The 19,466-nt window shown below is 62.3% G+C and carries 20 protein-coding genes; 12 read left to right on the plus strand and 8 right to left on the minus strand.

Annotated elements, in window-relative coordinates; translation table 11 throughout:
- Window positions 1-144: 144 nt before the first annotated feature.
- From J3P79_RS03435 to J3P79_RS03450, 4 genes are all read left to right on the plus strand, one after another.
- Entirely contained in the window at window positions 145-516 is a 372-nt protein-coding gene (locus J3P79_RS03435; RefSeq protein ID WP_434608184.1) for a translation initiation factor Sui1, read from the plus strand.
- Window positions 517-726: 210 nt separating this feature from the next.
- Entirely contained in the window at window positions 727-2,640 is a 1,914-nt protein-coding gene (speA, locus tag J3P79_RS03440; RefSeq protein ID WP_039593533.1) for an arginine decarboxylase, read from the plus strand.
- Window positions 2,641-2,886: 246 nt separating this feature from the next.
- The gene (locus J3P79_RS03445) at window positions 2,887-4,197 is read left to right on the plus strand and encodes a contractile injection system protein, VgrG/Pvc8 family (protein ID WP_434608186.1); all 1,311 of its coding nucleotides are present in this window, start codon (window positions 2,887-2,889) and stop codon (window positions 4,195-4,197) included.
- A complete protein-coding gene (locus tag J3P79_RS03450; protein WP_434608188.1) occupies window positions 4,194-4,991 on the plus strand; it encodes a DUF4123 domain-containing protein in 798 nt (265 codons plus the stop codon). The genes J3P79_RS03445 and J3P79_RS03450 overlap by 4 nt, the downstream gene beginning before the upstream one ends.
- Before the next feature lie 4 nt (window positions 4,992-4,995).
- On the opposite strand, the gene J3P79_RS03455 is transcribed toward J3P79_RS03450, so the two are convergent.
- Complete coding sequence (locus tag J3P79_RS03455) at window positions 4,996-6,345, minus strand: MATE family efflux transporter (protein WP_434608190.1); 1,350 nt, start codon at window positions 6,343-6,345, stop codon at window positions 4,996-4,998.
- Window positions 6,346-6,415: 70 nt separating this feature from the next.
- The gene (locus J3P79_RS03460) at window positions 6,416-6,709 is read right to left on the minus strand and encodes a hypothetical protein (protein WP_434608192.1); all 294 of its coding nucleotides are present in this window, start codon (window positions 6,707-6,709) and stop codon (window positions 6,416-6,418) included.
- A gap of 163 nt (window positions 6,710-6,872) precedes the next feature.
- Between J3P79_RS03460 and J3P79_RS03465 the strand changes: the two genes are divergently transcribed.
- The 4 genes from J3P79_RS03465 to J3P79_RS03480 are packed head-to-tail and all read left to right on the plus strand — an operon-like array spanning window position 6,873 to window position 9,135.
- Entirely contained in the window at window positions 6,873-7,181 is a 309-nt protein-coding gene (locus J3P79_RS03465) for a MazG-like family protein (protein ID WP_039593538.1), read from the plus strand.
- Window positions 7,174-7,923, plus strand: a complete 750-nt coding sequence (locus tag J3P79_RS03470; protein WP_434608194.1) for a methyltransferase — start codon at window positions 7,174-7,176, stop codon at window positions 7,921-7,923. The genes J3P79_RS03465 and J3P79_RS03470 overlap by 8 nt, the downstream gene beginning before the upstream one ends.
- Before the next feature lie 24 nt (window positions 7,924-7,947).
- Window positions 7,948-8,556 (plus strand): DUF4136 domain-containing protein, encoded by a 609-nt coding sequence (locus J3P79_RS03475; RefSeq protein WP_434608196.1) that lies wholly within the window; start codon window positions 7,948-7,950, stop codon window positions 8,554-8,556.
- A gap of 21 nt (window positions 8,557-8,577) precedes the next feature.
- The gene (locus J3P79_RS03480; RefSeq protein WP_434608197.1) at window positions 8,578-9,135 is read left to right on the plus strand and encodes a DUF4136 domain-containing protein; all 558 of its coding nucleotides are present in this window, start codon (window positions 8,578-8,580) and stop codon (window positions 9,133-9,135) included.
- Between the two features lie 15 nt (window positions 9,136-9,150).
- Here J3P79_RS03480 and J3P79_RS03485 read toward each other — a convergent pair whose 3' ends face one another.
- Window positions 9,151-10,005 carry a MaoC family dehydratase gene (locus J3P79_RS03485; RefSeq protein WP_434611336.1) on the minus strand — a complete coding sequence of 285 codons (855 nt, stop codon included), beginning with the start codon at window positions 10,003-10,005 and terminating at the stop codon, window positions 9,151-9,153.
- Window positions 10,006-10,007: 2 nt separating this feature from the next.
- Complete coding sequence (locus J3P79_RS03490) at window positions 10,008-11,360, minus strand: 3-oxoacyl-ACP reductase (protein WP_434608198.1); 1,353 nt, start codon at window positions 11,358-11,360, stop codon at window positions 10,008-10,010.
- Window positions 11,361-11,505: 145 nt separating this feature from the next.
- Between J3P79_RS03490 and J3P79_RS03495 the strand changes: the two genes are divergently transcribed.
- Window positions 11,506-12,783, plus strand: a complete 1,278-nt coding sequence (locus J3P79_RS03495) for an acetyl-CoA C-acetyltransferase (protein ID WP_434608200.1) — start codon at window positions 11,506-11,508, stop codon at window positions 12,781-12,783.
- On the opposite strand, the gene J3P79_RS03500 is transcribed toward J3P79_RS03495, so the two are convergent.
- Window positions 12,770-13,798 carry a bile acid:sodium symporter family protein gene (locus J3P79_RS03500; RefSeq protein ID WP_434608202.1) on the minus strand — a complete coding sequence of 343 codons (1,029 nt, stop codon included), beginning with the start codon at window positions 13,796-13,798 and terminating at the stop codon, window positions 12,770-12,772. The two genes, J3P79_RS03495 and J3P79_RS03500, sit on opposite strands and share 14 nt — an antisense overlap.
- A 79-nt stretch (window positions 13,799-13,877) precedes the next feature.
- On the opposite strand from J3P79_RS03500, the gene J3P79_RS03505 reads away from it, so the two are divergent.
- Together J3P79_RS03505 and J3P79_RS03510 are read left to right on the plus strand one after the other, a co-directional pair.
- Window positions 13,878-14,669 carry a helix-turn-helix domain-containing protein gene (locus J3P79_RS03505; RefSeq protein ID WP_434608204.1) on the plus strand — a complete coding sequence of 264 codons (792 nt, stop codon included), beginning with the start codon at window positions 13,878-13,880 and terminating at the stop codon, window positions 14,667-14,669.
- Between the two features lie 209 nt (window positions 14,670-14,878).
- Window positions 14,879-15,772 carry a PA4780 family RIO1-like protein kinase gene (locus J3P79_RS03510; RefSeq protein ID WP_249876276.1) on the plus strand — a complete coding sequence of 298 codons (894 nt, stop codon included), beginning with the start codon at window positions 14,879-14,881 and terminating at the stop codon, window positions 15,770-15,772.
- A 59-nt stretch (window positions 15,773-15,831) separates the two neighbouring features.
- Here J3P79_RS03510 and cueR read toward each other — a convergent pair whose 3' ends face one another.
- The 3 genes from cueR to J3P79_RS03525 all read right to left on the minus strand — a co-directional run bounded on the left by cueR (window position 15,832) and on the right by J3P79_RS03525 (window position 19,115).
- A complete protein-coding gene (gene cueR, locus J3P79_RS03515; RefSeq protein WP_434608206.1) occupies window positions 15,832-16,233 on the minus strand; it encodes a Cu(I)-responsive transcriptional regulator in 402 nt (133 codons plus the stop codon).
- Window positions 16,230-18,623, minus strand: coding sequence for a heavy metal translocating P-type ATPase (locus J3P79_RS03520; RefSeq protein WP_434608208.1), 2,394 nt, complete (start codon window positions 18,621-18,623; stop codon window positions 16,230-16,232). Before J3P79_RS03520 ends, cueR begins: the two co-directional genes overlap by 4 nt.
- A gap of 108 nt (window positions 18,624-18,731) precedes the next feature.
- Complete coding sequence (locus J3P79_RS03525; RefSeq protein WP_434608209.1) at window positions 18,732-19,115, minus strand: hypothetical protein; 384 nt, start codon at window positions 19,113-19,115, stop codon at window positions 18,732-18,734.
- Window positions 19,116-19,262: 147 nt separating this feature from the next.
- Here J3P79_RS03525 and J3P79_RS03530 point away from each other — a divergent pair, with 147 nt between their 5' ends.
- Window positions 19,263-19,460, plus strand: a complete 198-nt coding sequence (locus J3P79_RS03530; protein WP_434608210.1) for a heavy-metal-associated domain-containing protein — start codon at window positions 19,263-19,265, stop codon at window positions 19,458-19,460.
- Window positions 19,461-19,466: the final 6 nt, after the last annotated feature.

The raw sequence follows: 19,466 nt of genomic DNA on the forward strand, positions 1-19,466 counted from the left end.
CGCCTTTTTGTCGTTACACTGCGCGACTTTTCAAGCTTGGCCGACATCGTTCGGCCAAGTTGCGCTGCCCCTGCCTGAGTGGGGCTTCGCGGTCGGGGCACTTTCGCCCCTCGACCAGTCTTTGTCCTCCGAAGAGGATTGCCGGTGGCCAAAAAAGCCGCATCCTTCGCCGCCCTGGGCGGCCTGGTATTTTCTACCGACGCCGGTCGTCATTGCCCCGATTGCCGCCAGCCGGTGGATGCCTGCATCTGCAAGCAGACTGTCATTCCCGCAGGGGACGGTATCGCGCGCGTGCGCCGCGAAAGCAAAGGCCGCGGCGGCAAGACGGTGACGACCATTACGGGTGTGCCGCTGGCCGAAGACGCGCTCAAGGACTTGGCGACGACGCTGAAAAAACGCTGTGGCACCGGCGGCGCGTTGAAAGACGGCGTCATCGAGATCCAGGGCGACCACGTCGATCTGCTGCTGGCGGAACTCACCAAGCACGGTTTCAAAGCGAAGAAGTCCGGCGGCTAGCAGCCTCTGTGAAAACCACCCCGGCTTGATCCGAACCCCCGGTTCGCCAGTCGCCCGCATGGTTTTCACAGAGCCTGTTCTGAACGGGTTTTAAACTCAGCGCTGCGGGCAGGGTCTACCTTGCTTACAGGCAAATCGTCATTTCCATTCTCTAGACTGCGCCAGCCTCCGACCGGATGGTGCATTTTGACTTCTTTATAGGGGACTTCGATGTCCGTACGACGCACACGCAAAGACGATGGCAGCCAATGGACAGTTGCGGACAGCCGCAGTGTTTACGGGATTCGCCATTGGGGGGCCGGGTATTTCGCGATCAATGAAGCCGGTCGCGTCGAAGTCCGTCCGAACGGCCCCGACAGTTCGCCCATCGATTTGTACGAGCAAGTCGACCAGTTGCGCCAGAGTGGCCTTTCGCTGCCCTTGCTGGTGCGCTTCCCCGACATCCTGCAAGACCGGGTGCGCCAGCTCACTGGCGCGTTCGACAGCAACATCGCGCGCCTGGAATACCAAAGTCAATACACCGCGCTTTACCCGATCAAGGTGAACCAGCAGGAAGCGGTGATCGAGAACATCATCGCGACCCAGAATGTGTCCATTGGCCTTGAAGCCGGTTCCAAGCCCGAACTGCTGGCGGTGCTGGCTCTGGCGCCGAAGGGCGGGACCATCGTTTGCAATGGCTACAAGGACCGTGAGTTCATCCGCCTGGCGCTGATGGGCCAGAAGCTGGGTCACAACGTTTTCATTGTGATCGAGAAAGAGTCCGAAGTCGGCCTGGTGATCGAAGAGGCCGCGTCGCTCAAGGTCAAGCCACAGGTTGGTCTGCGGGTACGCCTGTCGTCGCTGGCATCGAGCAAATGGGCCGACACCGGTGGCGAAAAATCCAAGTTCGGTTTGTCGGCGGCGCAGCTGTTGTCGGTCGTCGAGCGCTTCCGTGGCGCCGGCCTGGACCAGGGCATCCGCCTGCTGCACTTCCACATGGGTTCGCAGATCGCCAACCTGGCGGACTACCAGCATGGCTTCAAGGAAGCGATCCGTTATTACGGCGAGCTGCGCAACCTTGGCCTGCCGGTGGATCACATCGATGTCGGCGGAGGCCTGGGCGTGGACTACGACGGTACGCACTCACGTAACGCCAGCTCCATCAACTACGACATGGACGATTACGCCGGTGTCGTGGTGGGAATGCTCAAGGAGTTCTGCGATGCCCAGAGCCTGCCGCATCCGCACATTTTTTCTGAAAGTGGCCGCTCGCTGACCGCCCACCACGCCATGCTGGTGGTGCAAGTGACCGACGTCGAGAAACACCACGATGACGTGCCGGTGATCGAAAACAAGGAAAGCCTGCCGGAAACCGTGCAATGGCTGGTGGACCTGTTGGGTCCGACTGACATCGAGATGGTCACCGAGACTTACTGGCGCGCCACCCACTATATGAGCGACGTGGCTGCCCAATACGCCGACGGCAAGCTGACCCTGGCGGAAAAAGCCTTGGCCGAGCAGTGCTACTTCGCTGTGTGCCGCCGCCTGCACAACTCGCTGAAGGCCCGCCAACGCTCGCATCGCCAGGTACTGGACGAGCTCAACGACAAGCTGGCCGACAAATACATCTGCAACTTCTCGGTGTTCCAGAGCCTGCCGGATACTTGGGCCATCGGCCAGGTCCTGCCAATCCTGCCGTTGCATCGTCTCGACGAAGAGCCACTGCGCCGTGCCGTGCTGCAAGACCTGACCTGCGACTCCGATGGCAAGATCAAGCAGTACGTCGACGAGCAGAGCATCGAGACCAGCCTGCCGGTCCACTCGCTCAACCCAGGCGAAGACTACCTGCTGGGTATTTTCCTGGTCGGTGCCTATCAGGAAATCCTGGGGGACATGCACAACCTGTTCGGTGATACCGACTCGGTGAACATCTACCAGAACGCCGACGGCAGTGTGTACCACGCTGGTATCGAAACCCACGACACCATCGAGGACATGCTGCGCTACGTGCACCTGTCGCCAGAGGAACTGATGACTCACTACCGTGACAAGTGCGCCAGCGCCCGGATCACGGCGGCCGAGCGCACTCAGTTCCTGGATGCGCTGCGCCTGGGGCTGACGCGTTCGTCCTACCTGTCTTCCTGATGGCGGCCCCTTGGAGGGGCCTGCTGTTCCAGGCTTGAGCGATTCATCGTGGCGAGGGAGCACGCTCCCTCGCCACGATGTTTTTGTGTCGAAGAAAAGTGCGCCGTGTTTACTGGCATCTGGATGCTGTTTAACTGGCAGCGTCCTAATTTCATGTAGTCCCTTTCCTAAATAGTCCTTGAGCCCTCTACTCGATCCCTGCTGTCGGCGAGAATGCCCGGTCGCCCCTCCTGTAGAGAAACGCCGATGTCCGATCCAGCCTGCGAGCTACCCTTTCGTCTGGAGATAGCCGGCCTGTCCGAACCTTTCGTTGTCGTCGCCCTGACCGGCAATGAAAGCATCAGCGAGCCCTTCATTTTCGAAGTGCAGCTGTTGGTCAGCGACATGACCCTGGACTTGGCAGGGCTGCTGTATCGCAACGTCTGGTTGAGTTTCGGGACCGGCGATCAAGGTGTTCATGGGCAACTTCACGAAATCGTCCAATATCACGGCGAAAACTGCCATGTGCGCATCGGGCCGAAGCTGGCGTGCCTTGCCCAGCGCTTCAGCCAACGGGTCTTCAATGCCTGCTCGGTGCCGCAAATCATCCGCCAGGTCCTTGCCGGGCATGGTATCAACGGCCGCAGCGTGAGCCTGGACCTGAGCGGCGAGTATCCTTCGCTCGATCTGTATACCCAGTACCGCGAATCCGACCTGCATTTTCTCCAGCGAGTGTGCGCCCAGGCGAATATTCACTTTCATTTCGATCACGCCCGGGACGGGCAATGCCTGGTTTTTGCGGACACGGTGGGCCACGTCCCGGCGATGATCAAGGCCGTCTATTGCGCTGAAGGGCAAGCCACCGCAGTACACGCTTTCGGGGTGAAGACGGACATTCACGGAACATGGGTTGCCCAGGGCCGGAGCGACCTGAAGCAGTTGCGCGCCGGCCAGGTCCTGTCTCTGAGTGGCCATTTCTGCGAGACGTGGAACCAGCGCTGGTTATTGACTCAGGTCGAACATCGCGAACAGTCCGGCGCCTACGGCAATCTTTTCCAGGCCCTTCCCTGGGGCACACCGTTCGTAGTGGACAGGGCCCCGGCCAAGCCTGTCATGGTGAGCCGGCAACGCGGTTGGGTCGTGGCGGTGGATGAACCACGGGTGGCTGGACGAGTGGCGGTGCAATTCGACTGGGCCTATCAGGGAGAGGGTGCCAACCCCAGCCATTGCTGGCTGCCATTGGCACCGGAGCTGTTGGCGTGTGGGGCAGATGAGATTTGCGAGGGCACCGAGGTATTGGTGAGTTTTATCGAGGGCGACCCGGACCGTCCCTTGATCAGCGCATTCTTGGGTAGTGCACCCAGCGCGCAGACGGTGCCAGCGAAATCTCCGAGTCCTGCTGCCGAAGAAGTTCCCGCTGCGCCTGGCATCGATTTGTCCTTGTTGTCCGTGATCGAGGGTGGCGAGCCGCTGGTCCTGCTATGCCTTTTGCCTGGCGGGGGGCGCTTCAGTCCTTGTGCCCAGCCGGTGTGTACCTGTCGAATGGTGACGGGGCAGGGCGCGGGCGCTGCGCCATGAACGTTGCCACCTTGCCGGGTCCCGCCCCCCAATGGTTGCTGCTCGACGTGCCAGGCGCGCCCGAGACTGCGAAGCGCTTGCGGGAACAGTTCCCCGAGGCGCCACGTTTTGCCCTGTTCGAAAGCACCGAGTTTGCTGGGCTGAAGGAGCACGGTCCATTGCTGGTGGACCTGCGACAATCGCCAGCGCTGGCCAGCTTGTGTCATCTGGACGCCGGGTCCTGGCCGGGCCTGCTGTTGGTGAGCCCGACGTCAGCCAAGTCCTTGCTGGCTCATTTGCGGCGCATGTTGACGGTGACGCTGGGCCTGCATTACAAGGCCTTCCTGAGTTATTACAACCCGCACACCGCCAGCTACTTCTTCGATGCCTGCGATCCTCGGGAGCTCAGTTGCTGGCTGGGGCCGATCAGCCTGTTGCGGTGGTTCGGTGGCACCTGGTCCGATCGGACGACGGGGTGCCAGGGGTGGCAACAACTTTCCAATCCCAGGCTGCCGGTGCCAGCACTGGAAAACGAGCATGGCCTCACCGACAGGCAGCAGAGGAAATTGCAGGAGTGCCTGATGGAGCGTCACGTCTGGCGCTGGTCGCGCTCCACCGGACATGACTACTGGTTGCTCTGGGACTACCTGCAACAGGGACATGCGCTGGGGTTTCGCGAGCAGGCTGTTCTCGACGGATGGTTATGGCTGCGCCTGCAATTTCCTGATGCCCAGCCAGCGTCGGCGCTGCCGGGTGGTTCGCAGCGTGAGCGTCTCGACCATCTGCGACGGCTATGGCAAGGCAACCAGGATTGAACGGTCATCGGGCTCGTGCGTCGAGCCAACCATCGCGTCGGTGCAAACGCCAGGCGACGGTGCCGAGCGTCAGGCAGCGCAGCGTCATGAAAGAAAGGAAAGTGATCCACAATCCGTGGTTGCCCAATCCTTGCAGCACCCAGGCAAGGGGCAACACCAGCAACAGTGTCAGCACCATGCCGTTGCGCATTTCCCGGGCTCGGGTGGCGCCGATGAACAGGCCATCGAGCAGATAGCTCCACACCGCAATCAATGGCAGCGCCGCGAGGTAAGGCAGGTAGCGGTAGGCAGTTTCGCGCACCTCGGCGATGTCGGTCTGCATGTCGATGAACAGATGCCCCGTCAGCAGGAACAGGCATGCGAACCCAATGCTAGCGATCAAGGACCAACCGCAGGCGACCACCAGCGAGCGGCGCAGGGCCAGGCGATCGCGGGCGCCGATAGCGTGGCCGCACAATGCCTCGACCGCGTGGGCCAGGCCATCCAGCGCATGGGCGGTGAGCAGCAGGCCGTTGAGCAGCAGGGCATTGGCTGCCACTGTCGCGTCCCCCAGGCGCGTCCCTTGGACGGTGATCAGGAAAAACACCGATTGCAGCACCAGGCTGCGGATGAAGATATCCCGGTTTACCGCCAGCAGCGGTCGCCAGCTCTGCCACAGGCCCAAGGCCGCCCAGGCGATCCGCCCTGGCCAGGCACGCAGCGCGCTTCGGGCCAGGCCCAGGCCCACCAGCGCACCGGTCCACTCGGCGATGACCGAGGCGCGTGCCGAACCCGCCACGCCCCAATCCAAGCCGATCACGAACCACAGGTTAAGGGCAATGTTCACCAGGTTGGTGACCAACAGGATCGCCAACGGCGCCCGCGCGTTCTGGGCGCCGAGAAACCAGCCCACCAACGCGTAGCTGGCCAGCGCCGCAGGCAGGCCGAACAATCGGGTATGAAAAAAGTCCCGGGTCAGTTGATCGAGCTCGGCCGATGGCTGCATGAAATGCAACGCCACGCCACTCAACGGAACCCCAATCGCCCCAAGCACCACCGCCAACCCTATCGCCAGCAATAGCCCTTGCAGCAAGACCTGTCGCAGCGCCGCGCCATCGTTACGCCCGGCTGCCTGGGCGGCGAACCCGGTCGAGCCCATCCGCAGGAACCCCATTGCCCAGGCCAACACCGTGTACAAACTCGCCCCGACCGCCACGGCGCCCAGTTGATGGGCGTGGGGCAGATGGCCGATGACGGTGCTGTCGACCAGTGCTACCAGCGGTACGGATATATTCGAGAGAATCATCGGCGCGGCCAGCGCCCATACCCGGCGATGGGTCAGGCGGTCGCGCCAGTCGGCGATCAGGTTGGACATGGTGGCTCCTGGATGGAGCGCGATTGTAGCGTTATCGCAGCGTTCGTTCCTGATGTCGCCCTGTTGGTCTTCAGTGAATGATCCAGCTCAGCAACCACAACCCCAGCACCAGCCAGATGATGCCCATGACAATCGACGCCCGCATGAAGGCACGGATCGCCGAGTACAGCAACAGCAGCCCGAGGATCAGCGCGACGATGCTGATGATCGAAGTGTCCATGCCAAGCGTTCGGGACAGGCCATCGACAAAATTGCCGCCGGCATTCGCCAGGGTGTTGAACAGTCCGCTGAGCAGGTCGACGATGAAACGGATCACCGAACCGAGCGCTTGGCCGAGCCATTCGAAGAAGCTTTCTACCTGCATGTTTGCATCCTGATGGAGAGAATCGGAATCGAGCCGTCGGCTCCTGATTGTAGGAGTTGTGGCGGCTGCGATCGTTCGATTATGGAGCAATTCGCCGCTTCGTATCGAGACGCTTGCCTTCCCTCCTCATCGCCCCGAAGCTATGCGCATTCAGGAGAGCCCGATGAACCTTGTTGAACTGACCGAACGCCTGCACGCCATCCGTGACCGTAACAACTGGCGGCAATTCCACAGCCCGAAGAACCTCGCCATGGCCGCCAGCGTCGAGATGGCCGAACTGGTCGAGATTTTCCAATGGCTGACCGAGGACCAGTCGCGCCAGTTGCCGGCAGATAAACTGGCCCACGCCGGGCAGGAGGTTGGCGACATCGTGCTGTACCTGTTGCTGCTGTGCAGCGAGCTGGGCTTGGACATGGACGCCGTGGTGCGCAGCAAATTGGCCGACAGTGAACGGCGGTTCGCCCATGAGTGACCGCCACTTCGACCAGCTCGCCACACGGTTCGCGGAAAAAATCTACGGCGGGGCCAAAGGCGCGATTCGCCTGGCCGTGCTCCAGGCCGATCTAATCGAAACCCTGCCGGACCGCCCGTTGCGCGTGCTGGATATTGGCGCGGGCCTGGGACACATGTCGCTGTGGCTGGCTGAGCGCGGTCACCAGGTCACCCTGGCTGAACCGGCCGAGCCCATGCTCGCGGGCGCCCGCCAGCGGTTTGCCGAGGCAGGGCAGGACGCGACGTTCATCCAGGCACCGTGGCAGGATCTGCGCGGCCGGCTCACCGAGCCTTACGATCTGGTGTTGTGTCACGCAGTGCTCGAATGGCTGGCCGAGCCCCAAGCGATCCTGCCGGTCCTGCATCACTTGACGGCGCCTGGCGGCTGGTTGTCGCTGGCGTTCTACAACCGCGACGCGTTGGTCTATCGCAACTTGCTCAAAGGGCATTTTCGCAAGCTGCGCAAAAACGACATGGCTGGCGAGAAACAGAGCCTGACCCCGCAACAGCCGCTTGATCCTCGGGACTTGGCGGCGCAACTTGAAAGCCTGTGGCAGGTCGAAAGCCAAAGTGGCGTACGGGTTTTCCATGACTACATGCCAGTGGAGTTCCAGGGACGCGTGGAGCTGGCGCAACTGCTGGAAATGGAACTGGCCCACCGTCGCCATCCGGCGTTTGCCGGGTTGGGACGCTACCTGCACTGGGTCTGCCGGCCGCTCTGATCCGGAGCGCAATTGGAGAGCGAAATGAAAGGTCGTTCAGGGTTATTGGTGGTATGCCTCGGCTTGGCTGCTTGCCAGGGCAGCAACCCTTATGTCGCGACATCCAATCCGTTGCCGCCGGCACCACCCGAGGCCGCCAACGTGTTTGATCGCAGCGCCTATCCGGCGCCGCCCCGTGATTATGGACGTTATCGCAGCTGGGCCTGGCTCAATGGGCGCTTGCCCCCGGGCACTGCCTGGGCGGATTCGGCCCAGGTGGCCGAAGCGGTGAGCGCTGCCCTGGATCAACGCGGGCTGCGTCCTCTGCACGATAATCACCCGGCCGATCTGTTCGTCAGCGCCGACTTGCGCCTGGAGACTCGGCTGCGCCAGGTCCGGGACGATTACGACGCGGGCTACTACGGCGGCTACAACCGCTATGGGCCGGGGTATGGCATGTACAACACCGTTCCCGTTGTGCGCACCTATCAGGAGCAAGTCGTGGTGGTTCGGGTGGATCTGTTCGACGCTCGCAGTGGACAGCCCGTGTGGAGTGCCAGCGCCGAGACCAGCCAGCGAGGCAATCAGAGCGAGCGCACCGATGCCATTCGTGATGCAGTGGAAAAGGCCCTGTCGGCCTATCCTCCCAGTTGATTCAAGCAACGGAGAAAAACCATGTTTCGCCGTCTCGTCCCGCTTGCCCTTGCCCTGTTGCTCAGCGCCTGCGCTTCCAATCAGGTCAACCATGACTTCGACACCAGCCGCGATTTCGCGGCCTACCGCAGTTGGAGCTGGAAGGAACCGGCGCTGCAATATCGCCCGGACGACCCGCGCATCAAGAGCGACCTGACCGAGCAGCGAATCCGCCAGGCGGTCGCCGATCAGCTCGATCAGCGTGGCCTGCGCCCGGCTGCGAGCGGTGCAGGGGGCGATGTGCAAGTCCAGGCCTACCTGATCGTCGAGGATCGCCAGCAACAGGTGACGACCAACTATGGCGGCGGCTGGGGTGGCCCATGGAATGGCTATTGGGGTGGGCCGATGTACAACGAGACGCGTAACCTCAGCTACAAGGTCGCCACCGTGCAGATCGACCTGCTCGACGGCAAGGACGGCAAGCTCGTCTGGCGTGGCAGCGACGAGCAATTGCTCAGCGATTCACCCAACCCGATGGATCGCAGTGCGAAGGTGCGCGAGACGGTGGGGCGGATCCTGTCCAACTACCCACCCCGCTGATAGATCCCACAGGGATCAGGCAACCGGCTGCCAACTTCCCAGCATATGCTCCAGCTCTCCAGCGCCCACCAGTCGCAGATGCCCACTGGAACCCGCCGCACTTGCCAGCAACGTCACCTCGCTGGGCAGGCGCACCGGCTTCTTGAAGGCCACTTCGATCTCGATGTTGGCCTCGGGCAAACGGTCGTCCAGCGCGGCCAGGGTCCGTGCCTTGTTCCACAAGCCATGGGCGATGGCAGTGGGGAAACCGAACAACCGGGCGCTGGCGCTGCTCAGGTGGATCGGGTTGTAGTCGCCGGACACCTTGGCGTACTGCCGGCCGATATCCGCAGGTGCGGTCCAGCGCGTCACCTCTATCAAATCGAGGGCCGACGACGGCGGGTCCTCTACCAGCGCACCATCGAGCTGGACACCTTTGCAAAGCATCCGGCTCTCGGCTTCCCACAACGGTCCCAACTGATCTTCGATACGGGTCACCAGATCGAACACCGCTCCCTTGGCATGGGGCTGGAGGTTCTCGACGTTGACGCTGGCCCGCACCTGGCTGACACCGCCCATGGGCCGCAGCACGCGGATGCGGTTGCTCAGGTGAATCAAGCCCAGCAAGGGGAACGGAAAGTCGCGAGCGGTCAGCAATTGCATTTGCAAGGCGAACGCCAGCACGTGCGGATAAGTCGGCGGCAACAGCCCGCTTTCGCTGAAACCGCACACCTTGCGATAGGCCGCCAGGTTCTTTTGATCGACCTGGATCACTTGGCGCAGCCCGACGTCAGGCAGGGTCGTGCCGGTGATCCTGCGGCGTGTCGCGGCCTTGGCATACAGCCCGGACATCGAAGGCGCAGTGTTTATCTCCTCCCATTGGATCGTCATGGTCATGCCCCCAACAAGCTTTGCCCGCAGACGCGCAGTGCCTGCCCGGTCACGGCGCCGGTGCCTGGTTGCGCAAGCCACGCCACGGCTTCGGCGACATCCTGGGGCAAGCCGCCCTGGCCCAGCGAACTCATGCGGCGCCCGGCTTCTCGCAGGGCGAAGGGGATGTCGGCGGTCATGCGTGTCTCGATAAAGCCCGGCGCCACCGCGTTGATGCTGATTCCCCGCGCTTGCAGGCTGGGCGCCCAAGCCTGGGCAAGGCCGATCAGCCCGGCCTTGCTCGCGGCGTAGTTGGTCTGGCCGCGATTGCCGGCGATGCCGCTGATGGAGGCCAGCAATACGATCCGGCCATTGTCCCGCAGGGTGCCGCTGTCGAGCAGGGCCTTGGTCAGCACTTGCGGTGCGTTGAGGTTGACCGCCAGCACCGCGTCCCAGAACTCGGGCGTCATGTTGGCAAGGGTCTTGTCCCGAGTGATACCGGCGTTGTGCACCACGATGTCGACGCCGTCGGGCAGGTGTTCGATCAATTGCGCGGCGGCATCTTCGGCGCAGATGTCCAGCGTCACGCTGCGCCCACTCAGGCGCGCGGCCAGGGCGTCCAAGTCGGCCTTGGCCTGCGGGACGTCCAGCAGGATCACATCGGCACCGTCACGGGCGAGGGTTTCGGCGATGGACGCGCCGATGCCGCGGCCGGCGCCGGTCACCAGCGCCTTGAGCCCGGTAAGCGGTCGCGTCCAATCCTGGACCTGGGTTTCGCAGGCCTTGAGACGGATAACCTGTCCGGAAACGTAGGCACTCTTGGGCGACAGGAAAAACCGCAGGGCGCCCTCCAACTGCGCGTCGGCGCCGTCACCGACATAGAGCAACTGCAGCGTCCCGCCATGGCGCAGTTCCTTGGCCAGGGACCGGCTGAAGCCTTCCAGCGCCCGCTGCGCACTGGCGGCAAACGGATCGTCGAGACTTTCCGGGGCGCGGCCGAGGATCACGACATGGGCGCTGTGGTCGAGGTTCTTCATGAGCGGCTGGAAAAATTCGCGCAACTGCTTGAGCTGATCGACCTGCACCAGATGGCTGGCGTCGTACACCACCGCCTTGATTTTCGGGCCGTGACCGGGGATCCATTCGGTCGCCAGCGTCGGTTCGCCACCGTAGATGAAAATGGCGTCGGTCAGGCGCTTGGCGAACGTGCCGACCTGTTCGGTCAACGGGCCACCGCCCAACAGCAACGCGCCTTCGATTGGCCTTAGCCGCCCGGCTTGCCAGCGTTCCAGGCGCACCGGCGAGGGCAAGCCCAGCGCGCCAACCAGACGCAGGCCAATGGGCGAATTGGCGAAGTCTATGTAACGGTCTGACATGGAACACACTCCGGCTGATGAGGTTCCAAGTGTGGACCATGTTTGGCAATTGGTCGTTCGATCGCCCGGATAAAGCCTAAGCTTGTGGCTGGGGAACGTTACAGCAGGCTTATTTCGCACATTCGCGCATACAGGGGAGTTCTTCATGGCACAGCTACGCCGCGTCGCGATCATCGGTGGTAACCGCATTCCATTCGCCCGTTCCAACGGGCCCTATGCCACCGCCAGCAACCAGGCGATGCTGACGGCTGCGCTCGAAGGCTTGATCGAGCGCTACAACCTGCACGGTGTGCACATCGGGGAAATGGCCGCAGGGGCGGTGCTCAAGTTTTCCCGGGACATGAACCTGACGCGCGAATGCGTACTCGGCTCGCGACTTTCACCCAGCACCCCGGCCTATGACGTGCAGCAAGCGTGCGGCACCGGGTTGGAGACCGTGCTGCTGGTGGCGAACAAGATCGCCCTGGGCCAGATCGACAGCGCCATCGCCGGCGGCGTGGACACTACGTCCGACGCACCCATCGGCGTCAACGAAGGGCTGCGCAGGATTCTGCTGCAAGCCAATCGCTCCAAGACCACCGCCGATAAGCTCAAAGCCTTCCTGCAACTGCGTCCCCGACACCTGGTTCCTGACCTGCCGCGCATCAACGAACCGCGCACGGGCCTGAGCATGGGCGAGCATTGCGAGTTGATGGCGCAGACCTGGCAGATTCCCCGGGACGAACAAGACCACCTGGCGCTGGAAAGTCATCAGAAAATGGCCGCTTCCTATGCCGAAGGCTGGCACAACGATTTGATGACGCCGTTCCTGGGCCTGACCCGCGACAACAACCTGCGCCCAGACCTGACCCTGGAAAAGCTCGCGTCTCTCAAGCCCGCTTTTGAAAAAAGCGCCAAGGGCACCCTGACAGCAGGCAATTCCACGCCGCTCACCGACGGTGCCTCGCTCGTACTGTTGGGCAGCGAAGAGTGGGCCAAGGCCCGGGGGCTGCCGATCCTGGCTTACCTGCGTGACGGTGAAACGGCGGCGGTGGATTTCGTCAATGGCGCCGAAGGCCTGCTGATGGCGCCGGTCTACGCCGTGCCGCGCTTGTTGGCACGCAACGGCCTGACGTTGCAGGATTTCGATTACTACGAAATCCACGAGGCGTTCGCCGCCCAAGTGCTGTGCACGTTGAAGGCCTGGGAAGACCCGGACTACTGCAAGTCCCGCCTGGGCCTCGACACGCCGCTGGGCGCTCTCGACCGCAGCCGGTTGAACGTGAAAGGCAGCTCACTGGCCGCCGGACATCCATTTGCCGCGACTGGCGGGCGCATCGTCGCCAACCTGGCCAAACTGTTGGATGCGGCCGGGAAGGGGCGAGGGCTGATTTCCATCTGCGCTGCGGCGGGCCAAGGTGTGACGGCCATCATCGAGCGCTGACCATCGCCTCGCGCTTGGACGCGGCCTGGGCCCGCTGGCGGCTGGCGTAGCGTTCGGCGAGGATCGAACAGACGATCAGTTGCAAGGGGTGGTAGATCATGATCGGCAGCAGGATCAGTCCCAGGCCGGGGTTGTTGCCGAAGATCAACGCTGCCATCGGCACCCCGGCGGCCAGGGATTTCTTGCTCGCGCAGAACACCGCGGCGATTTCATCGGGACTACTGAACCGCAGGGCGCGAGCGGTGCGGGTGGTCATCCCCAGGATGATCGCCAACAGCACGGTGCTGCCGAGCACGGCGCTGAGCAACACGCCATTGCCTTGTTCGCGCCAGATCCCGGAAACCATCGAGTTGCAGAACGCCGCGTAGACCAGCAGCAGGATGACCAGTTTGTCGATGATGCTGGTGTAACGCTTGTATCGGGCGAAAAAAGCACCCAGCCAACGCCGCAGCAACTGCCCAAGCACCAAGGGCAGCAGCAACATCACGCACAGATCGAGAAGGGTCGAGCCCAGATCGATGCCACCGGCACCGCTGCCGACCGCGAAGCTGACCAGCAATGGTGTCAGGAAAATCCCCAATACACTGGACAGGCTCGCGTTGAGAATTGCCGCCGGCACGTTACCACCCGCGCTGCCTGTCAGGGCCACCGATGAAGAAATGGTCGAGGGCAGGGCGCACAGGTAGAAAAAGCCCAGCATCAACAGCGGCGGGACATGGCTGCCCAACAGCCAGTCACTGGCCAGCCAGATCAATGGAAACACGACGAAGGTAAAACCCTGCACCATCACATGCAGCCGGACGTTCTTCAAGCCGTGGCGGATCTGCTCGCCGGAAAGGTTGATTCCGTGGAGGAAAAACACCACGAAGATACCGATATTGACCACCCACTCGGCATGCATCGCGCCGCCCGTGGCACCGAAGCGGGGAAAGAAGTACGCCAGCAGGGTGGCAAGCAACATGCCGCCCAGGAACCAGTCGGTCACCAGGCGTTTGAGGTGTCTGAAGATGTGCATAGGGCACCGCAAGTTGTATGAGAAGTCGACTTAGCCTAACGTCGCTCTAAACAGTCGTCTTGCGACATAAGGCCAATCAATGCCGACAAACGGACATCAACAGCTTGAACGGCGCATTCCTGACCTGACGGAGCTGCCCCGGCCACTTTATGCACGGGTCGAAAGCTTGGGCGCGGGTTCGTGGACCCAGGCTCATCGACACGACTGGGTGCAATTTTCCTATGCCATCAGCGGCGTGCTCGGCGTGCATACCGCCGAGGGCAGTTTCTTTGCGCCGCCGCAACGGGGCATTTGGATTCCGGCTGACCTCGAGCATCAAGTGGTGACGTCCACCCAGGCGGAAATGCGCAGCCTTTATGTGCATCGCCAGGCTTGCTTGTGGGCGGACGAGCGCTGCCGGGTCTTGGAGGTCACACCGTTGGCGCGAGAGCTGATCAAGGTCTTCTGTCAGTTTCCCGTCACCTATCCACAAGGCGATACCCAGGAGGCGCGCCTGGTGCAGGTGTTGCTGGATCAACTGGCCGCGTTGCCCGAGGTGGGATTTTCCCTTCCGCTGCCGCGACATGCACGCTTGCTGGAGCTTTGCAACGAGCTGATCGTAAAGCCCGAGGGCAACGTGACCTTGCAAGCCTGGGCCGAGCGCTTGGGCATGTCGGAAAAAACCTTGATGCGATTGTTCCTGCGCGAAACCGGCCTGAGCTTTCGTGCGTGGCGCCAGCGCATGCGGCTGCTGTCCTCCTTGGGGTCGCTGGAGAGGGGCGACAGCGTGACCGGCGCGGCGCTTTCTTGTGGCTATGAGTCGACGTCCGCTTTCATCGCCGCATTCAAGGTATTGTTCGGTTTCACCCCGGGCGAATTGTTCAAGCATTGAGTCATTGTCAGTTTTTGTCGCAATTACACGCTTATCCAATGATCCGCATCAGGACGGGGGGCGGCTATGATTTGGCGTGGTTGATTTGATCCGGCACAGTGTGTGCATCCAGGGTTCATAGGTCGGAACCCCTCCCCGTGACGAGAGGATTGCCGTATAACGACCTGTCATTCGCGTGTTTGGTAATAAAGGACCCAGAATAAAAGCTGATGAAGACTCCAAAACGCATTGAACCCCTGATCGAAGACGGTCTGGTCGACGAGGTGCTGCGCCCACTCATGAGTGGTAAAGAAGCAGCTGTCTATGTGGTGCGCTGCGGCAATGAGCTGCGTTGCGCCAAGGTCTACAAGGAGGCGAACAAGCGAAGTTTTCGCCAGGCGGCCGAATACCAGGAAGGTCGCAAGGTTCGTAACAGCCGTCAGGCTCGCGCCATGGCGAAAGGTTCGAAGTTCGGACGCAAGGAAACGGAAGACGCCTGGCAGAATGCCGAGGTGGCCGCGCTGTTCCGCTTGGCCAGCGCCGGTGTGCGAGTGCCCAAGCCGTACGACTTCCTTGAGGGCGTGCTGCTGATGGAGCTGGTGGCCGACGAATATGGCGATGCAGCACCGCGCCTGAACGACGTCGTGCTGGAGCCGGATCAGGCCCGTGAATATCACGCCTATCTGATTTCCCAGATCGTACTGATGCTGTGTACCGGCCTGGTGCACGGTGACCTGTCGGAGTTCAACGTGCTGCTCACGCCGACAGGCCCGGTCATCATCGATTTGCCGCAAGCGGTGGACGCCGCTGGCAACAACCATGCCTTCAGTATGTTGGAGCGGGATGTCGGCAACATGGCGTCCTACTTTGGCCGTTTCGCCCCTGAGCTCAAACGCACCCGGTACGCCAAGGAAATGTGGGCGCTCTATGAAGCCGGCACGTTGCACCCGGGCAGCGTGTTGACCGGTGAGTTCGACGAGCCAGAAGAGCTGGCGGATGTTGGCGGGATCATGCGCGAGATCGAGGCCGCGCGGCTGGACGAAGAGCGTCGCCAGGCGGTTCGCGCCGCCGACGATGCGCCGCCAGGCAAGACCGAGGAGCCGCCTCCGCCTTGGATGCAATGATCGGTTGACCCAGAAACCCGGCCCAGGCCGGGTTTTTTATCGGCGTCCCTACAGGGGCATCAACTCTTGCAGCACCCCGATTCCAACTCCTTGAGGATCGGACAGTCGGGACGGTGGTCGCCCTGGCAGTGTTCCACCAGGTCCTGGAGGGTATCGCGCAGCTCGGCCAGTTCGCGGATCTTCTGGTTCAGTTCATCGATGTGTTGCTTGGCCAGAGTCTTCACATCGGCGCTGGCGCGTTGACGATCCTGCCACAGCGTCAACAGTTTGCCGACCTCCTCCAAGGAAAACCCCAGGTCCCGGGAGCGCTTGATGAACGCCAGCGTGTGCAGCTCATCGGTGCCGTAGATCCGGTAGCCGCTGTCCGTACGATGGGCGGCCTTGAGCAAACCGATGGATTCGTAATACCGGATCATCTTCGCGCTAAGGCCGCTCTGGCGGGCCGCTTGGCCGATGTTCATCGCTTGTCCTCCAGGTCTGCTGGCTTCCAGAATTTCAACAGTAATGCATTGCTGACCACGCTGACGCTCGACAGCGCCATGGCCGCGCCGGCCAGCACCGGGTTGAGTAAGCCGAACGCGGCGAGGGGGATGCCGATCAGGTTATAAACGAAGGCCCAGAACAGATTCTGGCGGATCTTGGCGTAAGTCTTGCGGCTGATGTCCAGCGCTGCCGGCACCAGGCGCGGGTCGCCGCGCATCAACGTGATACCGGCGGCGTGCATCGCCACATCGGTGCCGCCGCCCATGGCAATGCCGATGTCGGCGGCGGCCAGGGCTGGAGCGTCGTTGATACCGTCGCCGACCATTGCCACCACCGAATGACCTTTCAATTGCTCGATTATGGCGGACTTGTCGGCCGGCAATACTTCGGCGTGGACGTTGGTGATACCCAACGCGTGGGCCACAACCCGGGCGCTGCCTCGGTTATCGCCGGTGAGCAGATGACTGGCGATACGGCGGTGATTCAAGGCGTCCACCGCCGCCAGGGCACCCGGCTTGAGTGTATCGCCGAAGGCAAACAGGCCCAGGACCCGAGGTGTCGAGCCTTGTTCGATCAGCCAGGATAACGTCCGGCCTTCCATCTCCCAGGCCTGCGCCGATTCGGCCAGCGAGTCGGGGCCTAGCCCGAGCTCTTCCAGCAAACGCCGATTGCCCAGCGCGAGGCGGCGTCCGTCGAGGTTGCCGGCGATGCCGCGCCCGGTGAGGGACTGGCTGTCGCTGATATCCGCTACGTCGAGGTCGCGCTCGGTGCAGGCGTCCAGCGCCGCTTTGGCGAGCGGGTGCTCGCTGCCCCGTTGCAGGGCTCCGGCCATTCTCAGCAGCGCATTTTCGTCGCCATCGAGCGCGGCCAAGTGAGCAATGCGCGGCGTGCCGGAGGTCAGGGTTCCGGTCTTGTCGAACACCACCGTATCGACTTCATGGGCACGCTCCAGCGCCTCGGCATCCTTGATCAGAATGCCGTGACGTGCGGCCACGCCGGTGCCGGCCATGATCGCCGTCGGTGTCGCCAGCCCCAGGGCGCACGGGCAGGCGATCACCAGCACGGCAACGGCGTTGATCAGCGCCGTTTCCAATGGTGCGCCATAGAGCCACCAGCCAATCAGCGTGGCGAGGGCCAGGAGCAATACAACCGGTACGAAAATCCGGCTGACTTTGTCCACCAATTTTTGAATGGGCGCCTTAGCCGCCTGGGCGTCTTCCACCAGGCGAATGATGCGCGCCAGGACCGTCTCGGCACCGAGGGCCTGGGTGCGCACCAGCAAACGACCCTCGCCATTGATCGCCCCGCCCGTGACCTTGTCGCCGGGTTGCTTGGGCACGGGCAGGCTCTCGCCGCTGATCAGCGCCTCGTCGGCATGGCTTTGGCCTTCGATCACTTCACCGTCCACCGGGAATCGCTCGCCGGGCTTGACCAGCACCCAGTCATTCACGCGCAGCGCGCTGATGGCAACGTCCCGTTCCTCGCCGTCAACCACTTGGATTGCCCGCTCCGGTCGCAAGGCTTCGAGGGCGCGGATGGCGCTGGCGGTTTGTCGCTTGGCACGGCTTTCCAGGTATTTGCCGAGCAATACCAGGGCGATCACCACGGCCGAGGCTTCGAAGTAGAGATGCGGCATGCTGCCTGGCTGGGCAATCGCCCATTGATAAAGGCTCAGGCCATAACCGGCACTGGTTCCCAGGGCGACGAGCAGGTCCATATTCCCGGCCCCGGCGCGGACAGCTTTAAAAGCCGCAATGTAAAAACGCGCACCGAAGAGAAATTGCACAGGCGTCGCCAACGCGAACTGCACCCAGGCCGGCAGCATCCAGTGCACCCCAAGCGGCTGCAACACCATCGGCAATACCAAGGGCAGCGACAGCAAAATCGCCAGGATCAGTGCCAGGCGCTCTCGGTTCAGGCGCTCGTCTTGGGTTTGTCGAGGTTGCTCGGCCTGCCTGACGCTCGCGTCGTAGCCGGCACGCTTGACGGCGTCGATGAGCATTTGCGGAGCGACCTGGCCGAGCAACTCGACATGAGCCCGTTCATTGGCCAGGTTGACGCTGGCGCGATTCACGCCTGGGACTTTACTCAACGCTCGCTCGACCCGACCGACGCAGGAGGCGCAGGTCATGCCCTCGATGTTCAATTCCAGGGTTTGCGCGGGAACGCTATAGCCTGCTTGCTCGACCGCCTCCATCAAGGCCGGCAGGCTGCCTTCCGGCGCCTGGACCCGCGCCTGTTCCGTCGCCAGGTTGACGCTGACGGCACTTGCGCCCGGGACCTTGCTCAGGGCTCGCTCTACCCGACCGGCACAGCTGGCGCAGGTCATGCCGGAGATCGGCAAATCGAAAGTGGTGGATTCGGACATGTGCAGGCTCCCTGTAGTGGATGACCACAGGATCAACCTTGCCATGCTGGCAAGGTCAAGCGCCAATGTAACTTGCATATTGCTCGGTGGGAGCGAGCAACCGTAACGTCAGTAACCGAGATCGGCCTGCTTGAGGTACATGCCTTGCTCATTCGCCGCGATGCGGTATTTCAAAATATCGCCGGCCTTGAGGGTGATGTCCTGCGACCCTGGAGCGAGCATGCCCGGGGCGCAACCTGCGGCCTGGCCTGGCAGCAGTTTCAGGCGCAAGGAAAACCGACCGGGTGGCAGGTTGAACGAGGTGCTTTGTTCCTGGAATAGCCTGCCTGAGAGCTGGTCCTGGATGTAGACGCCGATTTCGCAACTGGTCGGCACCTCCAGGCGCTCCCGGGAAATGATCAACACGCCATAGTCTTCACCGGCAGCCGATGCCTGGGGGGCCACTGCTGAAAGACCGAGCACGCAAAACAGGCTGAACGCTGACCAGCGCATGGCTGAACCTCCGGTATGAAATCCTGATAGGTGCAGCTTGGCCGAGCACGACGCCGATTGCCAGCCCGGCAGTTTTTTCGAAAACTTGACCTTGCCATGATGGCAAGCTTGAAACTGCGGGCAACCTCATTCCCAAGGAGTCATTTCATGCAAACTTTCAACGTTCAAGGGATGTCCTGTGGTCATTGCGTAAAGGCCGTTACCCAGGCTGTGCAGGCCAAGGACCCAGCGGCGCATGTGCAAGTGAACCTGGGCGCCGGGACCGTCCAGGTCCAGAGTACCTTGCCGGTGGAGACGGTGATCGAGGCGATCAGGGAAGAGGGCTACGAAGCCAGCCCAGCCTGAACATTT

It is taken from the genome of Pseudomonas sp. R1-7, from assembly GCF_051132105.1.
GTDB lineage: Bacteria > Pseudomonadota > Gammaproteobacteria > Pseudomonadales > Pseudomonadaceae > Aquipseudomonas.

Coding starts and splice junctions, on each gene's coding strand:
- speA (WP_039593533.1), top strand. CDS start 727: ATGTCCGTACGACGCACACGCAAAGACGATGGCAGCCAATGGACAGTT.
- J3P79_RS03445 (WP_434608186.1), top strand. CDS start 2,887: ATGTCCGATCCAGCCTGCGAGCTACCCTTTCGTCTGGAGATAGCCGGC.
- J3P79_RS03450 (WP_434608188.1), top strand. CDS start 4,194: ATGAACGTTGCCACCTTGCCGGGTCCCGCCCCCCAATGGTTGCTGCTC.
- J3P79_RS03455 (WP_434608190.1), bottom strand. CDS start 6,345: ATGTCCAACCTGATCGCCGACTGGCGCGACCGCCTGACCCATCGCCGG.
- J3P79_RS03460 (WP_434608192.1), bottom strand. CDS start 6,709: ATGCAGGTAGAAAGCTTCTTCGAATGGCTCGGCCAAGCGCTCGGTTCG.
- J3P79_RS03465 (WP_039593538.1), top strand. CDS start 6,873: ATGAACCTTGTTGAACTGACCGAACGCCTGCACGCCATCCGTGACCGT.
- J3P79_RS03470 (WP_434608194.1), top strand. CDS start 7,174: ATGAGTGACCGCCACTTCGACCAGCTCGCCACACGGTTCGCGGAAAAA.
- J3P79_RS03475 (WP_434608196.1), top strand. CDS start 7,948: ATGAAAGGTCGTTCAGGGTTATTGGTGGTATGCCTCGGCTTGGCTGCT.
- J3P79_RS03480 (WP_434608197.1), top strand. CDS start 8,578: ATGTTTCGCCGTCTCGTCCCGCTTGCCCTTGCCCTGTTGCTCAGCGCC.
- J3P79_RS03485 (WP_434611336.1), bottom strand. CDS start 10,005: ATGACGATCCAATGGGAGGAGATAAACACTGCGCCTTCGATGTCCGGG.
- J3P79_RS03490 (WP_434608198.1), bottom strand. CDS start 11,360: ATGTCAGACCGTTACATAGACTTCGCCAATTCGCCCATTGGCCTGCGT.
- J3P79_RS03495 (WP_434608200.1), top strand. CDS start 11,506: ATGGCACAGCTACGCCGCGTCGCGATCATCGGTGGTAACCGCATTCCA.
- J3P79_RS03500 (WP_434608202.1), bottom strand. CDS start 13,798: ATGCACATCTTCAGACACCTCAAACGCCTGGTGACCGACTGGTTCCTG.
- J3P79_RS03505 (WP_434608204.1), top strand. CDS start 13,878: ATGCCGACAAACGGACATCAACAGCTTGAACGGCGCATTCCTGACCTG.
- J3P79_RS03510 (WP_249876276.1), top strand. CDS start 14,879: ATGAAGACTCCAAAACGCATTGAACCCCTGATCGAAGACGGTCTGGTC.
- cueR (WP_434608206.1), bottom strand. CDS start 16,233: ATGAACATCGGCCAAGCGGCCCGCCAGAGCGGCCTTAGCGCGAAGATG.
- J3P79_RS03520 (WP_434608208.1), bottom strand. CDS start 18,623: ATGTCCGAATCCACCACTTTCGATTTGCCGATCTCCGGCATGACCTGC.
- J3P79_RS03525 (WP_434608209.1), bottom strand. CDS start 19,115: ATGCGCTGGTCAGCGTTCAGCCTGTTTTGCGTGCTCGGTCTTTCAGCA.
- J3P79_RS03530 (WP_434608210.1), top strand. CDS start 19,263: ATGCAAACTTTCAACGTTCAAGGGATGTCCTGTGGTCATTGCGTAAAG.